Here is a 21,882-nt window from a genome sequence, read left to right on the forward strand (position 1 = left end):
CCGGAACGGTCGGTAAAGCCGACCATGTACGGTGGATCGGTGAGGATGAAATCAATGGCGCCCGACGGAAAACCGGCCATTACGGCGGTGGACTCACCCAGGATAAAACGGGACATATGCGCACTCCTCAGTCTGCAAAGGACACCCCTCTGGTGCCGTGACCACCACAAAGCCGGGCGATAAGGCGGGCAAACAGGTGCGGACGCGCAAGCCGCACGCGCCGCCGGAGCGGACTGAATGTCCCGCGCCCGACGGGGAACGGGTGAGCAGGACGGCGACAGCTTCCCTTGTTTGAACGGCAGCCCGGCTACCGTGAGGGCACGGCACCCTCATACCTGCCGGTGTCCGGCCAGCGGACGGGCAGCGGCTCAGCAGCGGAGCAGCGCGACCTCCTTATTTGCTGAATTCACAGGGGAAAAATGAGCGGCTTGCGCGGGTGAAAAAGGGCTGTAATAATACTGGTTATACGTACAGTTATTTTCTGAGGAGGCAGACATGCGGACAGTTACTCCGGCGCACCAGGCGCTGACGCTTTACCGGCCGGACAGAGGTGCACCTGCCCTCCCCTGCCCGTTGTTTCTGGAAAAAGTCTCCTGCGGCTTCCCCAGCCCGGCACGGGATTACATCGAGCAGGAGCTTGACCTGAACGAGTACTGCATCGCCCATCCGGCCGCGACCTATTTTCTGCGGGCCTCGGGCAGCAGCATGCAGGACATCGGCCTGTACGATGGCGACCTGCTGGTCGTGGACCGATCCCTGACGCCGGGACACGGTGATATCGTGGTGGCCGAAACGGACGGGGAATTTACCGTCAAGAGCCTGCTGACCACGCCCCGGCTGGCCCTGCAGCCGATGAACCCGGCTTACCCGGTGATGTATCCTGATCCGGACCGGCTGGAGATATTCGGCGTGGTGATCCACTTCATCCACACCACGCGCGGGCGTAACTGATGTTTGCCCTCGCCGACGTCAACAGCTTCTACGCCAGCGCGGAGAAGGTATTTCGTCCGGGCATAAGAAATGACCCGGTTATCATCCTTTCAAACAATGACGGCTGTGTAATTGCCCGTTCAAAGGAGGCCCGTCCGTGGGTTCGAATGGGCGAACCGTGGTTTAAAATAAAGGAGCAGTCATTTCCGTTTAAGATTCATACATTTAGTTCGAACTATGCCCTGTACCACAGTCTCAGCCAGAGGGTCATGGCCAGCCTTGAGGAACTCGCGCCCCGCGTCGAGCAGTACTCCATCGATGAGATGTTCATCGACGTCCGGGGCATCGATGCATCGGTGCCCTTTGAAGACTTCGGCCGCCAGCTGCGCACCCACGTCAGGGCCTGTACCGGTCTCACCATCGGTGTGGGCTGCGGCATAAGTAAAACGCTTGCAAAATCAGCCCAGTGGGCCGGGAAAGAATGGCCGCAGTTTGGCGGCGTGCTTGCCCTTACCCCGGAAAACCCGCGCCGCACGGAGAAACTGCTGTCCCTGCAGCCGGTTGAGGAAGTATGGGGAGTGGGACGACGTCTCGGGCAGCAGCTGCAGGCGATGGGAATTAAAACGGCGCTGGACCTGGCCCGCACCAGCCCGTCGTTTATCCGGAAAAAATTCAGCGTGGTGCTGGAGCGGACCGTGCGTGAGCTGAACGGGGAAAGCTGCATCCCGCTGGAAGAGGCACCGCCGCCTAAGCAGCAGATTGTGGTCAGCCGGAGCTTCGGCGAACGCATTACCAACTATGACGACATGCGCCAGGCCATCTGCGGATACGCGGAGCGCGTGTCGGAGAAGCTGCGGGAAGATGGCCAGTACTGCCACCATGTGGCGAGCTTTGTCCGCACCTCGCCGTTTGATGCCGGTAAGCCGGGTTACGGCAACACCGCCACCATTAAGCTTGGCACCGGCACCCGCGACAGCCGGGACATCATCCGGGCGGCGGTGCAGGCGCTCGATGCCATCTGGCGTCCGGGGTTCAGGTATGCCAAAGCGGGCGTGATGCTGAGTGAGCTGAGGCCGGACGGCGTTGCGCAGCTGAACCTGTTCGGTGAGCAGACGCCCCGGCGTGGCAGTGATGAACTGATGGACCTGCTGGATGCGATGAACCGCTCCGGGCGGTTCCGGATCGGCTTTGCGGGAAAAGGCATTGAGCCAGCCTGGCAGATGAAGCGGGAAATGTTGTCACCAGCCTGGACTACACGGTGGAAGGATATTCCTACAGCCAGGCTGTGTTAACATAATGAGGTTCAAAACCGCCCACAATTAGCTCGCCTTTCTTGATGTAATAGAAAGTAGCCGCTCATTAGTCAAAAAAGACAGACTTACCTCTGGAGATGTTGAATGCTGCTCTTACAAGCAGGACTATCCCCCCTGCTATAAATAATGAAAATATCGACCTATAAAGCAATGACGTAATTTCCGCTTTAAGTATTACAGATGAGATCGTGCATAAAAATGCCAGAGATATTGTTGAAAGATACTTTCGCTCAGTGAGGTCTACCATACAAAGCGTTATTGCAAGGATACCAATCATTATGAATGATATAATTTGTATTGCGCCTGCCCAGTCAGTTTCCATAAATCACCTGCTGTTTGAAGGATGTCCTGTAGGAAAACTTAGTTAATTTTGCTAACTTGTAGCTAAAACCATGACTTCATGACTTCATGACTTCATGACTTCATGACTTCATGACTTAATTTTTAATCAAATTCAAATCAAATGCTCTGGAAGATTGCTGGAACGTGATGAAAAATAGTGTAAAACAGCCGGAATGTCTTACCGGCTTTTCATGATGTACCAAGCATCTTTTGCCTGGGTAGCAGCCCACAACCAGGCCAGCCCCGAAGCAACGCACAACCCCACCATGTTCCAGAACTGCCCCGCAGTATATTCATGTCCGTGAAAAAGCAGTCCTGCACCTGCAGACAGCCCCATGATCAGGAATACGGCGGCGGTGATACCATGAAAAATAATGCCAGACATTTAACCCCCTTATTACTGATGACTCAACATGTGCAATTAGCACTAGCAGTGCTTTACGGTTTACCGTCAATAAAAGCAGAACAGCACGCGTACCTCATCATGCACACTCAGTGCTTTCAGCGCATCCAGGTGCAGAAAATACCGCTTACCCAGAAATTCACGGTAGCTGATAGTTTGCGGTGTTTCAGGGTTCTGATCGGTAAACGTCTGGTCATAGTCAAACGCTGTCAGTTCCGTGGCGCTCAGCCAGGAATAGCCGTATGTGTCAGACCGTGAAAGGGCAATCCGCTCACCCACATCGTCCGGCAGAGGCTGTTCTGACTGACTGTAACCACAGAATGATTCCGTCTGCGTGATTTCGGGTACCAGGAACAGCAGCGCCTCTTCCGAAATGTCCTGCGGAAATCCGCGTGGCGCAGCCAGCACCTGGCACTGACTGTAATTCCTCTCGTAGGCAAAAAAACCAAACATGCCGTAATTCTGATCCTTAAAGGGCTCGCTATACTCGGGGGATTCATACCCGTCCATGTCGTGCCACAGTGTAGGGGGAAACACACCGTAGCTGACCGGTTGCCACCCTTCCGCGTTTTTGACCTCCGCGCAAGTTCTTATGTAAGTTCCCATACTTACCCCTGTAATGATTTCATGAAATCATCCTCGTTTATCTCTTAATAAGCGATACCCTTCCAGTAACATTTCTGTCATGGAAATCCCCTGCTCTGCAGCATAGGCTTTCATTTCTTTGTGTTTTGCGTTCGGGACCTTAATCTGGATTGGTTTTATTTCTGTATCAGGGATAGCCCCCTTCCCAGTAACATCCAGGGTTGGTTCTGAACTAGCTGGCGGAGCCAGTTTAATACTGCTTCTTGGACCTTTCATATATTCTCTCTGTCAAAAAAAATGATAACATGAATTAATTATATCATGAATTCATGATATCACGCATTAATGATATCATGAATCTCTTCCACCATCGCCCGAGCCTCGTCGTTTAACGTTTTGAAAGGAGTTTCAAACAATGCCCTCCCAGCATCCAGCGCCTGTCCATATGCTGGCTGAAAACGAATTGTGGAATTGAGGACAGTAAATCCCCATGCCCGAATTGTTGCTTGGGCTTTTTTCCCTTCAGCAAGTGATGGTGTTTTGGCAACGAGGAATACCAGTCGCTCCATTGGTATCCCTTTTTGGATAAGTTCGCGACATAGTTCGAGAGAAGGCTGGAGATCATCTATAGTAGGACCGGTAGAAATAATGACGAGGTCAGATTCAATAGCAATGCTAAGCGAAGTAGTCTCAGCGGCTGGTCTACCGTCGAGAATTAAAAGATCGCACTGAGCTTTCATTTTAACAGCCGTATCCACTCGACGGTAAAGACCGCAATCAATGTTGCTTAATCCAGCATCTTCACGCCGCTTGCACCATTGAATTGATGTCTGTTGTTTTTCATCCAAGTCACCTAGATGTGTTTTCCATCCAGCATCCGTAAAACCTACAGCCAGCGTTCTGGCGGTTGAACTTTTTGAACCACCGCCTTTCTGTCCTATACAAGAAACTACAATCATGATTTCACCCTTTCATTATTTCATGCTGAGAAGCCAAGATGACATAAAACCTCAATAAATGAAAGCATGAAGTAATGAAATCATGATAAGGAATGGTAACCATGAAAACAAATTTGACTAAGTTGTAGTACCCCATACAACCAACGGTATGCGATTAACCGAACTCTTAAGGAAACGCAAGTAATGAAAGCATTAAATCATGCTTTCATTTAATCATGATAATAAAAATCAACGGAATTCTAACGTTCTTTCTGAACCTATGTCAGGGGAGGGTAGAGCAAGATCTTAAACTGGGGGCCTGATGGCACAACTGATAGTAGTGCGGTAACAGCCTGATGTCTTACGCCTTGGCTCCGGGATTTCCGCTGACAAGCATATGATTGCCAGTATCGTAGGGTACTGGCCGGAGAAGCAGGAACCGGCAGGAGTGAAACCCCAAACTGAAGCCCTTCACTGAATCCACAGAAAACCGGTCAAAATAGCGCTTTGGCCATAAAATTGCGCCCAGTTGGAAAATCAGTTTCTGATAACAAACCGGCAACATAAAAAACGGCCGTTTTTGCCGGGGAAAAGGCGATCTTTTGAAGAGGGGAGGGCGGTTTCGTCACGAACCCGGACCGGCCGGGGCGCTTAAGGGCCATAATGTTAAAAAGTGCGTATATGCAAAATTTTAGCAGCTTCCTACTCGGAGATTGAGCCGGAAAAAAAATATATGACGTTGTTTAAAAATACTTTTCAGGACCGCTTGGAAAATGGATATTTTTCTCTTTCTAAGGTCGCTTATGAACAGGCATGAAGGGGTGTTTTAAGCAAATAGAAAATGATCGCTTGTCATTGAGCTGCCTCCTCCCGGTTGGGCACCGCCATCTTAAGTAATAAAAAAGTGTCGCAATGGACAAATAAGCTGTTCTTACTGCGCCATGCTGCGAGCCACCTGAGCGGCGCTGATCCCTTCCAGCGCCAGACCATAACCGACCCCCTCTTCCAGCAGACGTCTCAGAGGCTGCGTCAGTGCAATGCGAGTATAGCGGGAAGTCAGTGGCGGGAGTGCTGCAATGCCATCAGCAATTTCGTGAGCGCGGGCCAGAAGTTGACCAGCCGGAACGATTTCATTCACCACCCCCCACTCTTTGGCAGTCTGTGCATCAAGTACCTGACGGGTCAGGAGGAAATATCGTCCGCGAATGGAGCCGATAACCTCAGGCCACAGTACGTGTACGCCATCGCCGGGGACAATGCCGAACTCAAAATGCGGTTTATCCTGGAATATCGTTTCTGGCGTTGCCAGAATAATATCTGTCAGTAAGGCATATTCACTGTGCAGCACCACCGGACCGTTAAGAGCTGTAATCATCGGGACTTCAATATCCAGAATATTACTCAGCACTTTTCTGCCTTCCCGAAGGATCTTATCGAAACCCTCCGGGGTAAAGAAATCAAACCCTTCCGGGCTGATGGCATCCATGAAAGCATCGCCCGAGCCGGTCAGGATTACTGCGCGGTTTTCACGGTCTTCGCCAATAGCGTGAAACAGCTCAACAAACTGCTCATGAACATAACCGTCGAAAACCAGTTTTTCACCCCGGGAGTGAAATTTTACTTCCATTACGCCATTCGGTTTACGGGTAAGGTGGGCGTTAGGAAAAGAATTCTTGTAGGTTTCAAGCGTTGACATAGTGAGTTCCTTTTTGATGCCAGTCATTATGGTCTGACGTGAAACAACACTAATGCATTCCACCTAAAATGAGTTACATCCTTAATTAGATAACATCTATTCCAAATAAGAATGAACTATGATGCATCTGCCATTATCTTCTCAACAAATCCCGCGAACTGGCGAGCCTTGGCGCTTGCCAGTCGTCCGTTAGGAAATACAGCCCACAGATCAATGGCGGGCAGCTGCCACTCAGTTAGCAATTTTACTACGCTGCCGCTTCTGAGTTCTTCTGCAAACATCCAGTCGGAGGCTATACAAAATCCCATATGACTCAGCACGGCAGCACGTTGTCCTTCTGCAGCGCTGACGCGGACACGCCCTCTCACCGACGTTGAAATTACCGCGCCTTCGCGGGTGAATGGCCAGATACTGGGTTGGGGGTCATAGATAATAGCTTCATGGTCTGCCAGCTCAGCGGGTGTTTTCGGCTCACCATATTGTATCAGATAGCCCTGCGTGGCAAAAACCGAGCGGGGACTGGTCGCCAGCCTTCGCGCCACGGCAGATGAGTCAGCCAGTGACCCCATGCGTAACGAAACATCCACACCCTCAGCGATAAGATCGATGACCCGGTCATCAAGAATGAAGTCAACGTCCAGTTCCGGATGCTCTGCCAGAAACCAGGACAGACGGGGAATGATATGTAGTCTGGCAAAGGTGGTTGCTGCCGAGATGCGTAATTTACCGGAAAGCCCTTTACCTGCCCCCCTGGCGGTCAGCTCCGCTTCGTCCACTTCCTGCAAAACAATTTTCGCCCGCTCATAAAAGCGTTGCCCCGCTTCAGTGGGTGTTAGCCCGTGGGTGGAACGGGTAATTAAACTGGTCTGCAGATGAGCTTCAAGCTGAGCAACAATTTTTGAAACAGCTGGCTGGCCAATATGAAGTTGCCGGGCGGCAGCCGAAAACGATCCGGTATCCACTACGCGTATATAGGTGCTCATTGCCTGAAAGCGATCCATGTTATTCCCTTAAAGAATAATTGTTATCACGAGATAATATCTACCATTCCATATGGTGGCCAGCAAATATGTCATTCAGCAATTCAACTCATAACTGAATATTTTTGGAAAAGGAAATGAATATGATCGACCTGTATGCATTCGCCACGCCGAACAGCATTAAGGTGTTGATAGCCCTGGAAGAATTAGGAATCGACTACGTTTTACACTCTGTCAATGTGCGTAATGACGAGCAGAAAACCGCTGAATTTCTTGCACTTAACCCGAATGGAAAAGTGCCGGTTCTGGTTGATACTCAGTCGCCCTCTGAGCGTCTGGTGCTTACTGAATCGGCCGCCATTCTTGTCTATCTTGCTGAGAAAAACGGACGACTGTTACCTGCTGACGGCCCGGCAAGAGCTCGCGTGTTCGAACAGTTATTTTTCCATGCTTCTGGTCTGGGCCCCGCTTTTGGTCAGGCTGGTTTCTTTCAGCGCCATGCTGCAGAACCTCAGCCGATGGCACTCCAGCGTTTCTCAACTGAAGCGGCGCGCACGGTAACCGTGCTGGATGCTGTTCTTTCCCGTAACACGTATGTTGCCGGCAACGAATTTTCTATTGCCGATATCGCGCACTTTGGCTGGTTCTGGCGTCGTGAGTTTGCCGGTGTAAGTCTGGAAGGTGCGCCTCATATCGCACGCTGGTTTAGCGAAGTCTCTTCAAGATCCGCCGTGCAGCGCGCCATCGAACGCGTGAGGGCGCTTACCAATCACTGAAAACATTCAGGGCATGCCAGCACCTGATATCGCTTCTGCACCATAAACCTGGAAATTATCATGACATTACAAGCTAAGCTCGATGCTTTTAAGGCGGATTTTGAAGCTGGAAAACCGCCTTACAACGTACCCCATGCGGTGATTGAAACCATGCACAGGGCAACCCGGGAACTTATTGAATCGGGTGCCACACAGTCGGCGCTTAAAGCCGGTGACAAGGCACCGCTGTTTACGCTTAATGATCCGACGGGTCAGCCGGTTTCTTCCGCCGGGTTACTTTTAAAGGGGCCGCTGGTGCTGAGTTTTTACAGGGGCGTCTGGTGTCCCTACTGCAACATGGAATTGCAGGCGCTTGAAGATGCATTGCCTGAATTTCAGGCGCTTGGCGCCAGCCTGCTGGCCATTTCACCGCAAACCGCACCCAACAGTCGCAAATCTGTGCGTAAGAATGCGCTGAGTTTCCCGATTCTTTCCGATTCTCATAACGACGTAGCGGCGGCGTTTGGTCTGCGCTTTGCGTTGCCGGATTATCTTATTGAGTTGTACAAAAATCTCAAAAACGATTTGCCACAGTTTAACGGAGACGAAAGCTGGACGCTTCCGATGCCTGCGCGCTATGTCATAGATCAGCATGGCACCATCATTTATGCCGAGGTGAACCCGGACTACACGCGTCGCCCTGATCCTGAAGACATACTGCCTTCCCTGCGCCGCATCCGTAGCATGTAAAACATCCTGACCTCCTGCAGACAGCACCATAGGTCATTAACCGGAGTCAAAGATGAAGAGAACCTTTCTTATTACAGGGGCCAGTAAAGGTATTGGTCTGGCGCTAGCCTACCGTCTCGCCGCCGCTGGACATCAGGTCGTGGGACTTGCACGAGGCACCGCAGAAAGTTTTCCCGGAACGCTAATCAGCGCCGATCTTTCAGACGCTGACGCATCACAGAAGGCGTTTAAAGCACTGCGCCGGCGTTATGACTTCGACGGAATCGTTAATAACGTCGGTCTGGTTAAGCCACAGCGTCTCGGAAAAGTTGATTTAATTTCTTTAGAAGAGGTAATGCGTGTCAATTTATATCCAGCATTACTGGGAACGCAGGCCATATTAGCGGGAATGAAAGAAAGAGGATGGGGGAGGATCGTTAATCTTTCCAGCCTGACCGTGCTCGGCAGTGTGGAGCGTACCGCTTATGCCGCGGCCAAAGCATCACTGATTAGCTTTACACGTAGCTGGGCGCTTGAACTCGCACAGACAGGCATTACCGTCAATGCGGTTGCGCCAGGTCCGACAGAAACAGAACTCTTTCGCGCCAATAATCCGGAGGGTAGTGCGGGTGAACAGCGATATCTTAATGGCGTGCCAATGAAGAGATTTGGTAAGCCAGATGAAATTGCGGCAACCATCGCGTTTCTTATGTCTGAGGATGCGGCGTTTATGACAGGTCAGACGCTGCATGTGGATGGTGGTGCATCAATAGGAAATTTGATTTTCTGAGCGCGCAAAAAATTCAGAGGGCCAGTCTAGGGATGGCTTGATTGATCTTCAGTTTTTCTGAAAGCGACAGATTCTAAGCACAGGCCGGGAATGCCGTCGCGGCGCAAAAAATCTCTGTACAGAGATAATGTAATAAGCTCCTCGCTCCCCAAACTGGTGGGGCGAGGCGTTGCTATGAATGCCTACTTCCACATCTCTGGCCAGGTATTAGTGCGCATCGATCCAGAAGGGGTTCTGTCTCGGTTATTGACTACAAACTTAGTCTGCGCGGAGCAGAACAGTTAACGAGACCAGGTAGTTAGGCGCGTTTTAGCGTTGGGAACCTGTAATCACCGGATAGCTTTTTAAGGCGATTCATAAGTAGTCAGTTCGTACCGTCGGTCACAACGTCTGGTATTTCAAACTTCCGGAAGCCGCTCTGATACGAGGATTAAGGAGCTGATATTCAGGATTATCAACCGATCGACGCAGAGGAGTGCTCGAGACCACGGACCAGCCATGGCGCTTGAGGGCCATTATGCTTTTAAGTGCTGGTTCTACAAAATTTTGGTGGCTTGTTACTTCCTGCCCTGTTAAGGGCTCTTTGGATCGTTAGCAAGCTGTGTTCACTGAAATGATATTCATTTGAAAATACGTCACATAACTACTCCTTACCCCCCCTTTGCGAACCTTAGATTTAATGACGGATTAAGTGACTACTTTTGATATTGAAAGTGTTCTGATGCAGACTGTCACATAATCGAACGTATTTGTGACAGGTGAAAAAGGTTAATCGGCTATATCTTTGGAAACGCCACAGCCCTGCCCATAAATGGACTGTAGCCCCCTCAAATGAGTTATTTAAAATGACGTAAGTGATTCATTTGTTGATGCAAAATGCGAATAATTAAAATATCCGACGCGCGGATACAATAAAAAATAGAGTGGCGCTGAAAATCAATTCGCATGATTTCCGGTACAGCAGGGTAATCCCGCCCCATTTCGGGCATATCTGCCAGCAAGAGAAAGAAAGCCTCCAGCTCGTCTGTATAATGGTCTGCCTGCTGTTCCCCAAACTTTTGGAGGGTGTAATCATATATACCGGCAAAGTCTTCTACCGCGATCTCTGTCAGCTTATACACGTTGCATGCGCTTTCTTTGTTCCGCGATATCATGCAATGAAAGAGTGCTTTCGCCGCTTTCCAGTCCCTTTACAACCGCCTGCCTGACAGCTTCATTGCTCGTTTCCTGCTGTTCCAGTAGTCGCAATGCCGACCGCATCACTTCGCTAACCGAACCATATCGGCCGCTATCTATTAACTGACTGACAAACGAATCCAGTTGTTCACCGATCGTTACGCTGGTTGTTCTGGCCATATTGCCCCCTGTGTGAATAATCAACACAACTATAAAAATCCGGGCTGCTTATGTCAATTTTACTCTGCGAGCAGAAACAGAAGATTTTTCTGAGGCTTTCTGACGAATTTAATTGACCCTGCCCCCGAATACCGCGCTATAAAAACGACAGGCGTTGGGTCAGTACAGCGCCTCTGCCTGGGCAGCTCCGCTACAGCAAATCCAGTTGCTGACTCTGATCGGGTTTATTTTTTGGTTTCTTTTCAGGCGGCAGCGGGCGCTGCATTTCCTGCTGGAGCCAGTGCAGCAAAACCTCCACCATCCAGGCTTGCTGACCTTCAGTCAGTGGCTGCCATGGCGGGATGTTATGCCATTTACTCAGACAACCGCGACAACAGGTTGCCGTGGCATGTTGCGCGATAAATACCGGATGCCCGCGCATGGGGGTTTGTTTGCCATCATTAGCCGGAACGGCTGGTGCCAGCCGTTCTTTGATGAAATCTGTGGCATGCTGCCGGATTTGCGCTTCACCTTTTTTCAGGCAGTACTGATATTCAGCCCTGCCCAGATGGAAACGCAGCCGGAACTGAGAGCGGGACAGCCGCAAAAAAAGATCATCAATGGTCACGGCGATACAGCGTCCACTCTTCCACGCGCTCACCGCCAGGCAGCGTACAGTATCTCACTGATTAATCGTCCATGTCGGGGCGAAGCGTCCAGGTACTGCCACCGAAAAGAACGATCCCCACGATTTGCTCCCAGGTTTCTGTTTCTGCAAGTCGTTTTTCCACAGACAGAAAATCGGTCTGGCTCAGAATGACCTCATGCCGCTCACCTGGCGATTCCATTACATATCCGTCAGGGATTCGACGATTCGTTGAACCAGCCAGCCGGGCTGATGCCCGGTAAAAAGTTTTGATACACGCGCCGTTTTGCAGGGCAGACAGGATAACCTGTTCCGGGATCCGCATATTCATTCCTTATGATTACGTGAAAGTGTTCTGTAAACGGTTGGCCGCGAGACTGAAAATAACTCAGCCAGATCGCTAATCGAGTACTGCCCGGTTTCATGCATCCGGCACAGTTCTTTCTGTTGTTTCTCAGACAGTTTGGGTTGCTTCCCCCGCAGTTTTCCTTTAGCTCGCGCAATAGCCATACCTTCCCGGGTACGCAGGCGAATCAGGTCGCCCTCGAACTCAGCAAACGTTGCCAGAACGTTAAAAAACATTTTCCCCACCGGGTCTTCCGGATCGTAGAGGCTGGCTCCCAGCGCCAGCTTCACGCCCCTGGCCTGTAATGCATCCGCAATGTCACGCGCATCAGGTACCGAGCGCGCCAGCCGATCAAGTTTTGGTACAACCAGGGTGTCACCACGGCGCACAGCGGCCAGCGCCTGATCCAGCCCAGGTCTCTGCCGGTTTGACCCTGTCAGTCCTCTGTCGGTGTAAATCCTGTCCGGGGATACGCCGAGCTTAGCCAGGGCTTCCTGCTGGACAGTCAAATCCTGCTTGTCCTTAGAGCAGCGGGCATAGCCAATCTGTATTGCAGTCATAAAGTGTACGTTTAAGGGGCCATGAAAGAGATTGATACCGTACCAGTTATATGAGACAACGTCAGCAATGATTTTCTCTGAAGTGTAAATGTAATTTTTTACTGTCCGCTGAACGATCCTCTTACGGACACTAAAATCGCAGATGGCAAAAATATGGCGGCTTGTCGCTTACAACCACCAATTCCTCCAGAGAGATCAGAAGTCGCGTCACTTCTGAAAGTTCCCCGGCCTGTTTCTCCTGAAATGAACCAGTAACGTTTTTAGCCAGGACTGAGGCGGAGCACAGCGAAGTGAGCACCGAACAGCCCTGGCTAAAAAACGGAATAATGGCACCCGCTTTTCACATCGAATCCGGTGTATGGCCGGGCATTAATTTCCACCCGGGGACACCACCGCCCGGAGATAATGTAACTGAGGCTCGTCGGGTACTGAAACCCGGTACCACCCTGCACGCTCAAGCAGGGTGTCAAGAGCTGAAAGGTTACCGTTAATACGCACCGGCAGGGGGCTTATCTGAACCCCCTCTAGGCTGAACCCGTTCTCCAGCGCGCTTTTTTTCAGGTAAATACCGGCCACAGCGGGGCTGATTTTAAGCGCACGACGCCCGGACCATTCGCTTTCGCTCAGCACCCGGTAATCCCAGCCGGTGAGTTTTACCGCATGCAGCGCATGTTGCAGGCGGAACAAATCATTCTGCGCCTTCAGGTCATTGCCGGCGCGCCAGAGATAATGCAGTTTCCCGGGCAGGTCGGCACGCATTCCCTTTTCACGTCCTTCTTTCAGCAGCCAGCGGATGTCATTTGCCAGCTCACGGCGAAACCGCCGCTGTTTTTCAGCCGTGGCCAGCCACCGGGTGAGAAAAAGATTCTCCTGCCCGGGGGAGCAGACCTGTCCGTCAAGACGGGCCAGGTGAAGGGCGACAAGTCCGCACCAGGCGAGATGGGCCGCAAACGTATTTCCGTTATCCATATCCATGTCAGTCTCACAAATCATATTCCCCGCGGGCCGCTAAAGCCACGCAGGGTGAGGAGTGTCACGTCCGGTGCCGGGCAGAAAGTGCGTATACCCGGTCAGTCCCGGCTCTGCAGAAGCGTGCGGTAAATCAGGCCCCCCAGCATGCCGCCCACAACCGGCACAACCCAGAATACCCAGAGCTGCTGCAGGGCCCAGGTCCCCTGAAAAATGGCCACGGCGGTGCTGCGTGCCGGGTTAACCGAAGTATTAGTGACCGGGATACTGATAAGATGGATAAGGGTCAGCGCCAGGCCAATGGCGATGGGGGCAAAACCGGACGGGGCGCGTTTGTCCGTGGCACCGTGGATAACAATCAGGAAAAACGCCGTCAGCACCAGCTCCGCGATAATGGCCGACTGCAGGGAATAGCCCCCCGGCGAATGTTCACCAAAGCCGTTGGAGGCAAAGCCATTGGCGGTCACGTCAAAGCCGGACTTACCGCTGGCAATCAGGTACAGGCCGCCTGCGGCCGCCACCCCGCCAGCAACCTGTGAAATAATATAAGGGATGACGTCGCTGAAAGTGATGCGCCCACCGGCCCACAGACCCAGCGTCACCGCCGGGTTGAAATGGCCGCCGGAAATATGCCCCACGGCATACGCCATGGTCAGTACCGTCAGCCCAAACGCCAGAGCCACACCAGCGAAGCCAATGCCCAGTTGCGGGTAGGCAGCGGCCAGGACGGCGCTGCCGCATCCCCCGAACACCAGCCAGAATGTGCCGAAAAATTCGGCTGCACTTTTTCTTAACATGATTCAGTTCCTTTGGTTATTAATGAGTAACAGACGCACTGATATGCCGGGCATGATAAATGAAGGACGGCAGCGAAGGGAAACCGCCGGTTAAGTAACGGGGCAACGTTTCCGCTCCACGCGGAACTCATAGCCACAACGCTACCATTAAGTCCACCCGTGCGGCGCCCCGTCAGCCCACGTTCAGCATCACCGTTCGCCAGAGGGCGGCGGCACATCGCCTGACGTCCTTTTTATCTAACTGCGTCTAAACCAGACGGCAATCCACAGCAACTAATCATGCCGCTGAGAGGCCTTCCCGGAATTCGGTGAAGTCGCACTTGCTGTTCTCCGGCTGGCACGAATGCAAAATGGCGTCTGAATTTACCAAAGTCTGGCATTTGAATCGATCGCGATCAGAGGTAACGAGAGTTCAAATCATTGTGGTTCAATGGGGTGATGCAGACGCCTCACATCAGAGGGAATTGTCGCCCTGCCTGAGAAATCCGGGGACTGACGAGTGTGTTAACGGGAGGCTCCCCTCCTGGGGGTAACGCTCCTGTGGCAGTCAGAATAGTAACCATAATGATTTTCAGGAGGAAGTATCAGACGTCAACGGTTCTGCCGGGCCCTGTCCCTGCATCTCTGTTACCGGGGACTGAATAATAAAAAAAGCCGCCGGGAACCAGACAGCCAGGCGGCAAAGGAAATACAACAGGTAAACTATTTTAAACTGTGAACTACCCACACATAACGGATCGGGTTATGTGCACCATTAAATATACCCTGAGTGGCATGAATGAAAGCTAAACGTGGTTGATACTGACATGGGGAGCCTGTGTGATCTTCCCGGCCGACCGCGCATCCGCAACACGACCCGACAGGGCCTGGCTTTACCGGTATGTGAATGGACAGGAGAGAAAACGGCGGCTGCACTTACTGCGGTGACGGCTGTGGCGACAGATCGGGGATGTTGATTTAAACAGCGCAGCAGGGAGATCTCAACTGAAAAAAACGCCCTCTCTTCAGGGCGTAACCGAACATAACGATTAAAAGTTGAGAAAAGCAAGGTTAACGTCTTTTACTTCATCAGGGTTGTGAATGCGCTTATTCACACGACACAGTATGCCCGTTGAACGTTAAACAACAGCCTGATACCCCTTTGATACGGCAGAGAAATATTGACTTAAATCAATCTCCCGGTAATTTCCTGTCTCCACGGGGCATTCACACCGGAGACAGCAGTGAAACAGTCTGCACGGGCAACCTGGCGCTGACACCACTGAGCGTGGTGTTGACAGGGGGTGAGGAGCCGCCGGAGCCTCTCCCGCCGGCAAACCGCCCCGGCGGGGCCTCAGGAGCAGGCAGCCCGGCAGGCTGGGCGCTTTACGGCTCCACGCGGACAGCACGATGCCTTTCCGTCAGAGGTCACCGTCCTGCGGAGGGGTAAGATTACATATGTAGCTCATAAAAAACACTTGTGTATTACAATCTTGAAGTTATAGTCATCGCAGGGGAGGGCGGATTACTGCCGATAAAACGTAACACATCTGTATTTCACTGTGACAGGAGTTATCATGTCAGACATTTCACCGCAGTCTCAGCTGACAACGCTGGCCGGCACCCGGGCCCGCATCATTGCCATCATGAATAATAAGGGGGGGGCCGGCAAAACATCCACCATCACGAACCTCGCCATGAGCTTCGCGCAGGCCGGGCGCCGGGTACTGCTTATCGACGGGGATCAGCAGGCGAACTCGACAGAGGTACTGGCGAACGGGAAAAAATACCACGCGCAGTATGGTCATACCATCTGCGATTTGTATACCAACCCGCGGTTCAGCATATCTGATGCAATCATTCCGGCCGTCAGCGGTGATGAGGCTGTCGGTAATCTCTTTATCATCCCCTCAGATCCTTCGTTTGAGCGCGTGATGGAGAACTGCCTGACCCGGCACCACCGCGAAAAAATCCTGTTCCGTCACCTGCAGCCGGTGATGGACAGATTCAGCTATATTTTCATCGACTGCTCTCCGGGTCTGAACCTGTCCACCACGAATGCGGCTTATACGTCGGATCATGTGCTTATACCCGTCGATGGCGGCAGCTTTTCGCTGACCGGGCTGGAGGTGGTACTTGACTATCTCGACGAGATAAGGGAAACCCGCTTCACCCGGTTCAGCGTATTCCGCAATGAGTACAACGGGGCCAAGAAAAAGATGAACGCCTACCTTCATGAGCAGCTGGCCAACAATGCCCGGACCCGGGATCATTATCTGAACACCCGCATCAGGGCTGATGAGAACATCTCACAGGCCCAGGTTGCCTGCGTCCCGCTCTGGTATTACAACAGGGGCGCCCTGGTCCTGAACGATTACCGGGCGCTGATGCGTGAACTTGAAACGCTTTTTTCAGCCGGGGAGGCATAAATGGCGAAAGGTCCTCTTACCCGTCCGGCGATGGTCAGACCGGGTGACGCACAGGGAGAGGTGAAACCCCGCCTTTCCAACGTAAAAGTCAACAGGAACAGGACGACAAGTGAGAACCCCAGAACGGTCCGGATGACGCCGGCGGAAAAAGTGATGTGCAGCGGGCTGGCTGATGACATCCAGGCGCTCACCACCAAAACCATCACCGGTTCCACCGTGCTGCGTGCCGCGCTGTACCTGGCCCGGGAGTCCGGGCCGGAGAAAATGCTGGAGATGATAAAGGAGTATTTATAATACACAAAAATTACAAGTGTAATTCGCCTGTATTACACAAAGGAAGGACAATGTCATGAAAACCTTTAACGTGACCGCTGAATGAACCGGTGGCCCGCCATGACGCAGGTCCCCTCGGTAAGGCGCCGGACCGGATCATGAATGCGGGCCGCGGCCGCCGGGGATGAAGAAATCCGGCAGCCGTATTACCTGTGAATTACATAAGAAATACAGTCAGTTCCACACTCGCGCCCCGCCCCCGACAGCACAGAGCTCCTTCCAGCCCGTCGTTTCACCGGTTATGCCGCCGCCACCGTTTTTTTATACAGGAGAGCGGCACCAATATCACAGGCTGAGCGCACCGGATACCCTTCAGCGATAACGCCCGGCCGGCCGGGCCATTTTTTCCCTGCCAGGCCCCCGTTCTCCTGCCGGTGAACGGGGGCCGTATAACGTCTGCCGCGTGCAGGTCCGGAACTCCCCCGCCGGGGCGGTTCTTTTGTGACCGGAAACGGGCCACGTCTGTCTTTCCGCATGCCGGGGTAACCATACAGGCAGAGTGTTTCACCGGGCGACCGGGGGCGCCGCGGCGCTTCTTCCCCGCGCCGGGCCCGGTGCGGCGGGCTCTCCGGGCGGGAATGCCCTTTTCCTCCCGGCACAGGTCCGAAAAAAAATCGGTAACAAAATACGTTTATTCCGGTATCTGTTACCTGGCGGGCAGGCCCGCGGCGAATTATTCCCGTGGCGTCCGGCCTCCGGGACTGTCAGAATAGACAAAAACGGCCCGGCGTCGCTCTGTGAATAATTCCTGACGGGCGGGGGTGTTACCCTGCAGAATTCACACAGCGCACACAGGTAATACATATGAAATACATTGTGCCGGGCGCCGTAACCCGCGGGCGGATATCCGTACCGGCGTCAGGCAACCGTTCCCGCGACGGCTTTTCTGAACCGGGCTTTCCGCCTCACCGGGACGCAGGCGCTTAAATGCATTACAAAAGAAATACAAGAGTATTATTGAAGCATTTCAACTGACAGACGCTGAATGCCAGCGTTAAGGGGGAAGAATGTTGATGACCAGCGGCGAACACCCGGTTCCCGTGACGCCCTGGGAGACGGCCATCGCACTGCGCCGCATGGCCCTCCTGCAGCCCTGCCTGCCAAAATACCTGCTGGCGCCCGAAGTGGCCGTGCTGCTGCACTATCTGCCGGATGAGCGGCAGCGCATGCTGTTCGCCACGCTGTGGAACACCGGCGCCCGGATCACCGAAGCCCTGACCCTGACGCCGGAAGATTTGCAGCTCGGGGGCCCGCGTCCCTGCATCCGGCTGCGGACGCTGAAACAGCGACAGCGGGGGAGAGGACGCCCCGCTGCCGGCGAGAAAACCGCGCGTATCGTCCCGCTGCTGGATGCCGCCTGCGTCGCGGAGCTCGGCCGCTATCTGGCCACGTTCAGACCCGGCCGCCGCCGGCCGTTATTTGACGTCAGCCGGAAAACCGCCTGGCTGTGGCTTCAGCAGGCGGTCAGCAGAGCGGAGAAAGACGGGATTGAATTTGCCCTGCCGGTGATCAACCCCAAAACGCTGCGGCACAGCTTTGCGATGCACCTGTTTTTTAATCATGTGCCGCCGAAAGTGGTGCAGGCCTATATGGGACATGAACGCTACGAAAGCACGGAGGTCTATCTCAAGGTGTTTGCGCTGGACGTGGCGCCCCGGCTGGGCGTGACCTTCTCGCTGGATCACCGCGACTACGGCCATCTTCTGACAAACCGGAAGAGCACGTGAGGAGGTCGGGATCACATCCGCATGGCCGGGGCCGTCCGCTGAACCTCAGCCGGCGGCGTCAGACACTCTGCCCTGCCGGCGAATGGAAAAAGCCCGGGGCTGCGCCTGAATGTAATTTATAAGTAACACAAAAGAATTACACTCATCACGCCGCTGAATACACCCGGGCCCATGAGCAGGTCAGGGCCTGGCTTTCCTGCCGGCTCTCCGGTCCGTCATCCCCGCAGAACCCGTCAGTCTCCGGTACATCATCTCCATCCTCCTGCAAAGCTGGCCGCCTGACCCGGGGGAGGCACGCCATTTTCCCCCTGCCGCCGGTTCCACCCTGCTTACTGCCCGGTCGTGCCCGTGGTCCGGTCCTGTTCATCCTGATGTCAGCGGCCCGCTTAAACCCGTTTCTTCCCCAGAAAAGAAAGGAGGACAACTGTAAAGGATGTGTTGATTTTTTGTAATGTTGTGTTTATTTATATAAAGATACTCTGGTGTCATTCTGAACATTACCTGCCATGAGGTGAAGGAAGCCGGCGGCGCGGTTAACAGAGGGATGACAGTCATCCGGGCGCTGTCATGCGGCCGGTTCAGATTAACGCGCGTGAACAGGGTAACGCGCTGACAGACGTATCGATAATAACTCTCCCGCGGGTCACCCCGGCAGGGCCAGGCGCCGGTCACGGCCCGGTATTCAGGAACATCTCAGTTGTCACCCTTCCACTACTGCCAGGAGTACCGAATGAGAAACAGAATGAAAATCCGGGTTTATCTGTTTGCTGCAGGCGCCCTCACGCTGATGCATCCGCCGTTAAGTATGGCGGGAGAGGATATTGAAATTGATAACGGCGAAACCGTTACCGTCAGTCAGGGTGACGAGGCAAATGCTTACTGGATTTACGATGGTACCCTCGTTCTTAACGATGGTAGCGTCGCCGGATACACGGATACCACAAATAAGGCGGGCCTGAATGCGAAGGCGGAGAGCGGACAGGAAGCGACACTGACTGCCAGTGGCGGGGACCTGGGGATTACCATAAACAATGCTGTCGCTGTCGGCACCGGTGACCTTAACCACCATGACGCCGCCGGGATAAATACCGTCACGCTGAACAGAGTGACCCTGAACGGCCTGCTGCAGATATCGGAAAGCGGGAGTGACCCGTCCAGATCCACGGTTACTGTTACCGACTCCACGTTGCGGGGACAGACGGCGGGCGCCCTTAATGAAAGGGGCAACTTGACGCTGAGCCGGGTGCAGGCCACCGGTACTGACGGGCCCGGAGTGATATCAACCGGAGGAACCACAGCAATACTCAACGGCAGCGTCATTACCGGCGAAGCCGGGGCGGGAATCGCGATGGGGACGGATTTTTTTGCCAACCCCTCCGCGGCTGGAGAGCTTGTCATCGATAATTCCTCCGTCACCGGTCAGAACGGCAGCGCGCTGTCCGTAGTTGACGGCTACACCGCCACCATTCACGTACAGAACGGTGCGACGCTCACCGGCAGCGACGGCGACATCCTCAGCGTTAACGACGGCGGCACCGCAGACCTCACCGTCAGCAATGCCGCCCTCACCGGCAATATCAGCACCGCGGAAGGCGGCACCACGCATCTCACCCTCTCGGACCGGAGCAGCCTGACCGGCACCCTGGTCAACGTGGCAGACGCCACTCTGGACAGCACTTCCCTGCTGACCCTGAACGGCGCCTCCACCGTCAGCACGCTGGATAACGCGGGCACGGTGGTGATGACCAGCGGCAGCTCGCTCGCCGGGAACGTCAGTAACACAGGGACCCTCACCCTGAGCGATGAATCCGCTGCCACCGCCACCCTCACCGGGGGCGTCAGCAACAGCGGCAGCATCGTGCTGAACCCGACCAGCCACAGCGCCGGGAACACCCTGACCATTGACGGTAACTATACCGGGCTGGAAGGCAGCAGCGTGTCGCTGGGCACGGTGCTGGGCGGGGACGACTCCCTCACCGACCGTCTGGTCATCACCGGCAGCACCGCCGGCAGCAGTTCGCTCAGCATTGCCAACGAGAACGGCGCCGGGGCGCAGACGCTGGAAGGGATTAAGGTGATTGACGTCGGCGGCAGCTCAGACGGCACCTTCACCCTCGCAAACCGCGTGGTGGCCGGCGCGTACGATTACTCCCTGCAGAAAGGCAGCGCGTCAGGCGCGGATGCAGGGGACTGGTATCTGACCAGCCTGCTGAACAATCCTGACCCGGACAATCCGGACGTCCCTGACGACCACGCGGTCCGCCCGGAAGCGGGCAGCTACATCGCTAACCTGCAGGCGGCACGCACCCTGTTTAACCTGTCGCTGCACGACCGTGAAGGGGAAACCCGCTACACCGACCCGGTGAGCGGCGAAACCCGCACCACCACCATGTGGATGCGCAACGAAGGCGGGCGTAACAAATCACGCCTGTCGGACGGGCAGAACAGCAGCACCGCCAACCGCTACGTCCTGCAGATCGGCGGCGACCTGCTGTCCCGGGAAACGCAGGGGGACGGAAAAATGACGCTCGGCGTGATGGGGGGCTATGCAGAACAGAGCAGCAGCACGCACAACAGCGCGACCGGAAACCGTTCGAAGGGCGACGTACACGGCTACAGCGCCGGGCTCTACGGGACCTGGTACCAGAATCCGGCAGACCAGTCCGGCCTGTACGTGGACAGCTGGCTGCAGTACGGCTGGTTTGACAGTGAGGTGAAAGGCGATGACCTGTCGCCGGAAAAGTACAAAAGTAAGGGGCTGAGCGCCTCGCTGGAAGCCGGCTACGGCCTGAAGGTTGCCACCCTGACCAGTTCACGGGGGATGGAAAACAGCGTCTGGCTGCAGCCGCATGCGCAGGTCATCTGGACGGGAATGAAGGCGGACGGGCACACGGAGTCCAACGGCACCCGGGTGGAGGGCAGCGGCAACGATAACGTGCAGACGAAGCTGGGACTGAGGGCGTTCCTGAACGGAAAAAGCGTGAAGGATAAGGAGACGGTCCGTGAGTTCCAGCCGTTTGTGGAGGCAAACTGGATTTACAACACGCAGACCACCGGCGTACGGATGAACGGCGACGGCGATACGGTATCGGGAACCCGGAATGCCGGCGAGGTGAAGGCGGGCGTGGAAGGCCGGCTGAGTCAGGGACTGAGCGTGTGGACGGCGGTGGCGCAGCAGGTGGGTGACAAAGGCTACCATGACACGGCGGGGTCGCTGGGCGTGCGTTACCGCTTCTGAGCCGGATGGGGGCGGGGCGGCCCGCCTTCTTCTCATGCGGCACACCGGAAACTGACTGATGA

Annotated in this window: 24 protein-coding genes and 1 pseudogene; 9 read left to right on the plus strand and 16 right to left on the minus strand. The window is 54.2% G+C overall.

Going from position 1 to position 21,882, the window contains the following annotated elements:
* Positions 1-116: pseudogene (locus NG99_RS28445) on the minus strand (DNA methylase); the annotation flags it as partial.
* A gap of 379 nt (positions 117-495) precedes the next feature.
* Here NG99_RS28445 and umuD point away from each other — a divergent pair.
* The gene (gene umuD, locus NG99_RS20935; RefSeq protein ID WP_034897297.1) at positions 496-951 is read left to right on the plus strand and encodes a translesion error-prone DNA polymerase V autoproteolytic subunit; all 456 of its coding nucleotides are present in this window, start codon (positions 496-498) and stop codon (positions 949-951) included.
* Positions 951-2,222 (plus strand): translesion error-prone DNA polymerase V subunit UmuC, encoded by a 1,272-nt coding sequence (gene umuC, locus NG99_RS20940; protein WP_034897299.1) that lies wholly within the window; start codon positions 951-953, stop codon positions 2,220-2,222. Before umuD ends, umuC begins: the two co-directional genes overlap by 1 nt.
* A 67-nt stretch (positions 2,223-2,289) precedes the next feature.
* On the opposite strand, the gene NG99_RS20945 is transcribed toward umuC, so the two are convergent.
* The 7 genes from NG99_RS20945 to NG99_RS20975 form a co-directional block, all read right to left on the minus strand.
* The gene (locus NG99_RS20945; protein WP_034897301.1) at positions 2,290-2,565 is read right to left on the minus strand and encodes a hypothetical protein; all 276 of its coding nucleotides are present in this window, start codon (positions 2,563-2,565) and stop codon (positions 2,290-2,292) included.
* 198 nt (positions 2,566-2,763) lie between these two features.
* Entirely contained in the window at positions 2,764-2,970 is a 207-nt protein-coding gene (locus NG99_RS20950) for a hypothetical protein (protein ID WP_034897304.1), read from the minus strand.
* Positions 2,971-3,036: 66 nt separating this feature from the next.
* Complete coding sequence (locus tag NG99_RS20955) at positions 3,037-3,594, minus strand: hypothetical protein (RefSeq protein ID WP_157032671.1); 558 nt, start codon at positions 3,592-3,594, stop codon at positions 3,037-3,039.
* 27 nt (positions 3,595-3,621) lie between these two features.
* On the minus strand, positions 3,622-3,849 hold the full coding sequence (locus NG99_RS20960) for a hypothetical protein (RefSeq protein ID WP_034897308.1): 228 nt from the start codon (positions 3,847-3,849) through the stop codon (positions 3,622-3,624).
* Between the two features lie 59 nt (positions 3,850-3,908).
* Positions 3,909-4,532, minus strand: a complete 624-nt coding sequence (locus NG99_RS30060) for a ParA family protein (RefSeq protein WP_232298353.1) — start codon at positions 4,530-4,532, stop codon at positions 3,909-3,911.
* Between the two features lie 910 nt (positions 4,533-5,442).
* On the minus strand, positions 5,443-6,207 hold the full coding sequence (locus NG99_RS20970; protein ID WP_034897310.1) for an enoyl-CoA hydratase/isomerase family protein: 765 nt from the start codon (positions 6,205-6,207) through the stop codon (positions 5,443-5,445).
* Between the two features lie 116 nt (positions 6,208-6,323).
* Positions 6,324-7,208 (minus strand): LysR family transcriptional regulator, encoded by an 885-nt coding sequence (locus NG99_RS20975; RefSeq protein ID WP_034897313.1) that lies wholly within the window; start codon positions 7,206-7,208, stop codon positions 6,324-6,326.
* Between the two features lie 122 nt (positions 7,209-7,330).
* Between NG99_RS20975 and NG99_RS20980 the strand changes: the two genes are divergently transcribed.
* From NG99_RS20980 to NG99_RS20990, 3 genes are read left to right on the plus strand one after another with little or no spacing between them, the layout of a single operon-like run.
* On the plus strand, positions 7,331-7,963 hold the full coding sequence (locus tag NG99_RS20980) for a glutathione S-transferase family protein (RefSeq protein WP_034897315.1): 633 nt from the start codon (positions 7,331-7,333) through the stop codon (positions 7,961-7,963).
* A gap of 60 nt (positions 7,964-8,023) precedes the next feature.
* Complete coding sequence (locus NG99_RS20985) at positions 8,024-8,692, plus strand: peroxiredoxin-like family protein (protein ID WP_034897317.1); 669 nt, start codon at positions 8,024-8,026, stop codon at positions 8,690-8,692.
* Between the two features lie 52 nt (positions 8,693-8,744).
* Positions 8,745-9,461, plus strand: a complete 717-nt coding sequence (locus tag NG99_RS20990; RefSeq protein ID WP_034897319.1) for an SDR family oxidoreductase — start codon at positions 8,745-8,747, stop codon at positions 9,459-9,461.
* 836 nt (positions 9,462-10,297) lie between these two features.
* Here NG99_RS20990 and NG99_RS20995 read toward each other — a convergent pair.
* The 8 genes from NG99_RS20995 to aqpZ form a co-directional block, all read right to left on the minus strand.
* Positions 10,298-10,582, minus strand: coding sequence for a type II toxin-antitoxin system RelE/ParE family toxin (locus NG99_RS20995; RefSeq protein ID WP_034897321.1), 285 nt, complete (start codon positions 10,580-10,582; stop codon positions 10,298-10,300).
* Positions 10,575-10,817, minus strand: coding sequence for a type II toxin-antitoxin system ParD family antitoxin (locus NG99_RS21000; RefSeq protein ID WP_034897324.1), 243 nt, complete (start codon positions 10,815-10,817; stop codon positions 10,575-10,577). The genes NG99_RS20995 and NG99_RS21000 overlap by 8 nt, the downstream gene beginning before the upstream one ends.
* Positions 10,818-11,007: 190 nt before the next feature.
* Positions 11,008-11,430: a DUF4186 domain-containing protein gene (locus NG99_RS21005; protein WP_408606426.1), complete on the minus strand. Its 423-nt coding sequence runs from the start codon at positions 11,428-11,430 to the stop codon at positions 11,008-11,010.
* Positions 11,414-11,482 (minus strand): DUF333 domain-containing protein, encoded by a 69-nt coding sequence (locus NG99_RS30390; RefSeq protein ID WP_072017637.1) that lies wholly within the window; start codon positions 11,480-11,482, stop codon positions 11,414-11,416. The genes NG99_RS21005 and NG99_RS30390 overlap by 17 nt, the downstream gene beginning before the upstream one ends.
* 3 nt (positions 11,483-11,485) lie before the next feature.
* Positions 11,486-11,767 (minus strand): hypothetical protein, encoded by a 282-nt coding sequence (locus tag NG99_RS21010; RefSeq protein ID WP_034897327.1) that lies wholly within the window; start codon positions 11,765-11,767, stop codon positions 11,486-11,488.
* Between the two features lie 2 nt (positions 11,768-11,769).
* The gene (locus NG99_RS21015) at positions 11,770-12,348 is read right to left on the minus strand and encodes a recombinase family protein (protein WP_034897330.1); all 579 of its coding nucleotides are present in this window, start codon (positions 12,346-12,348) and stop codon (positions 11,770-11,772) included.
* A 369-nt stretch (positions 12,349-12,717) separates the two neighbouring features.
* Positions 12,718-13,317, minus strand: a complete 600-nt coding sequence (locus tag NG99_RS21020; RefSeq protein ID WP_034897348.1) for a DUF2913 family protein — start codon at positions 13,315-13,317, stop codon at positions 12,718-12,720.
* Between the two features lie 101 nt (positions 13,318-13,418).
* The gene (gene aqpZ / locus NG99_RS21025) at positions 13,419-14,114 is read right to left on the minus strand and encodes an aquaporin Z (RefSeq protein WP_034897333.1); all 696 of its coding nucleotides are present in this window, start codon (positions 14,112-14,114) and stop codon (positions 13,419-13,421) included.
* 1,556 nt (positions 14,115-15,670) lie between these two features.
* Here aqpZ and NG99_RS21030 point away from each other — a divergent pair.
* From NG99_RS21030 to NG99_RS21045, 4 genes are all read left to right on the plus strand, one after another.
* The gene (locus NG99_RS21030) at positions 15,671-16,522 is read left to right on the plus strand and encodes a ParA family protein (protein WP_052130818.1); all 852 of its coding nucleotides are present in this window, start codon (positions 15,671-15,673) and stop codon (positions 16,520-16,522) included.
* Positions 16,523-16,816, plus strand: coding sequence for a hypothetical protein (locus tag NG99_RS21035; RefSeq protein ID WP_084110603.1), 294 nt, complete (start codon positions 16,523-16,525; stop codon positions 16,814-16,816).
* A gap of 1,046 nt (positions 16,817-17,862) precedes the next feature.
* The gene (locus NG99_RS21040) at positions 17,863-18,582 is read left to right on the plus strand and encodes a tyrosine-type recombinase/integrase (protein WP_034897335.1); all 720 of its coding nucleotides are present in this window, start codon (positions 17,863-17,865) and stop codon (positions 18,580-18,582) included.
* 730 nt (positions 18,583-19,312) lie between these two features.
* Positions 19,313-21,820 (plus strand): autotransporter outer membrane beta-barrel domain-containing protein, encoded by a 2,508-nt coding sequence (locus tag NG99_RS21045; protein WP_052130819.1) that lies wholly within the window; start codon positions 19,313-19,315, stop codon positions 21,818-21,820.
* Positions 21,821-21,882: the final 62 nt, after the last annotated feature.

This window comes from Erwinia typographi, assembly GCF_000773975.1.
In the GTDB taxonomy this organism is placed as follows: Bacteria; Pseudomonadota; Gammaproteobacteria; order Enterobacterales; family Enterobacteriaceae; genus Erwinia; species Erwinia typographi.

Coding starts and splice junctions, on each gene's coding strand:
- umuD (WP_034897297.1), top strand. CDS start 496: ATGCGGACAGTTACTCCGGCGCACCAGGCGCTGACGCTTTACCGGCCG.
- umuC (WP_034897299.1), top strand. CDS start 951: ATGTTTGCCCTCGCCGACGTCAACAGCTTCTACGCCAGCGCGGAGAAG.
- NG99_RS20945 (WP_034897301.1), bottom strand. CDS start 2,565: ATGGAAACTGACTGGGCAGGCGCAATACAAATTATATCATTCATAATG.
- NG99_RS20950 (WP_034897304.1), bottom strand. CDS start 2,970: ATGTCTGGCATTATTTTTCATGGTATCACCGCCGCCGTATTCCTGATC.
- NG99_RS20955 (WP_157032671.1), bottom strand. CDS start 3,594: ATGGGAACTTACATAAGAACTTGCGCGGAGGTCAAAAACGCGGAAGGG.
- NG99_RS20960 (WP_034897308.1), bottom strand. CDS start 3,849: ATGAAAGGTCCAAGAAGCAGTATTAAACTGGCTCCGCCAGCTAGTTCA.
- NG99_RS30060 (WP_232298353.1), bottom strand. CDS start 4,532: ATGATTGTAGTTTCTTGTATAGGACAGAAAGGCGGTGGTTCAAAAAGT.
- NG99_RS20970 (WP_034897310.1), bottom strand. CDS start 6,207: ATGTCAACGCTTGAAACCTACAAGAATTCTTTTCCTAACGCCCACCTT.
- NG99_RS20975 (WP_034897313.1), bottom strand. CDS start 7,208: ATGGATCGCTTTCAGGCAATGAGCACCTATATACGCGTAGTGGATACC.
- NG99_RS20980 (WP_034897315.1), top strand. CDS start 7,331: ATGATCGACCTGTATGCATTCGCCACGCCGAACAGCATTAAGGTGTTG.
- NG99_RS20985 (WP_034897317.1), top strand. CDS start 8,024: ATGACATTACAAGCTAAGCTCGATGCTTTTAAGGCGGATTTTGAAGCT.
- NG99_RS20990 (WP_034897319.1), top strand. CDS start 8,745: ATGAAGAGAACCTTTCTTATTACAGGGGCCAGTAAAGGTATTGGTCTG.
- NG99_RS21000 (WP_034897324.1), bottom strand. CDS start 10,817: ATGGCCAGAACAACCAGCGTAACGATCGGTGAACAACTGGATTCGTTT.
- NG99_RS21010 (WP_034897327.1), bottom strand. CDS start 11,767: ATGCGGATCCCGGAACAGGTTATCCTGTCTGCCCTGCAAAACGGCGCG.
- NG99_RS21015 (WP_034897330.1), bottom strand. CDS start 12,348: ATGACTGCAATACAGATTGGCTATGCCCGCTGCTCTAAGGACAAGCAG.
- NG99_RS21020 (WP_034897348.1), bottom strand. CDS start 13,317: ATGGATAACGGAAATACGTTTGCGGCCCATCTCGCCTGGTGCGGACTT.
- aqpZ (WP_034897333.1), bottom strand. CDS start 14,114: ATGTTAAGAAAAAGTGCAGCCGAATTTTTCGGCACATTCTGGCTGGTG.
- NG99_RS21030 (WP_052130818.1), top strand. CDS start 15,671: ATGTCAGACATTTCACCGCAGTCTCAGCTGACAACGCTGGCCGGCACC.
- NG99_RS21035 (WP_084110603.1), top strand. CDS start 16,523: ATGGCGAAAGGTCCTCTTACCCGTCCGGCGATGGTCAGACCGGGTGAC.
- NG99_RS21040 (WP_034897335.1), top strand. CDS start 17,863: ATGTTGATGACCAGCGGCGAACACCCGGTTCCCGTGACGCCCTGGGAG.
- NG99_RS21045 (WP_052130819.1), top strand. CDS start 19,313: ATGAGAAACAGAATGAAAATCCGGGTTTATCTGTTTGCTGCAGGCGCC.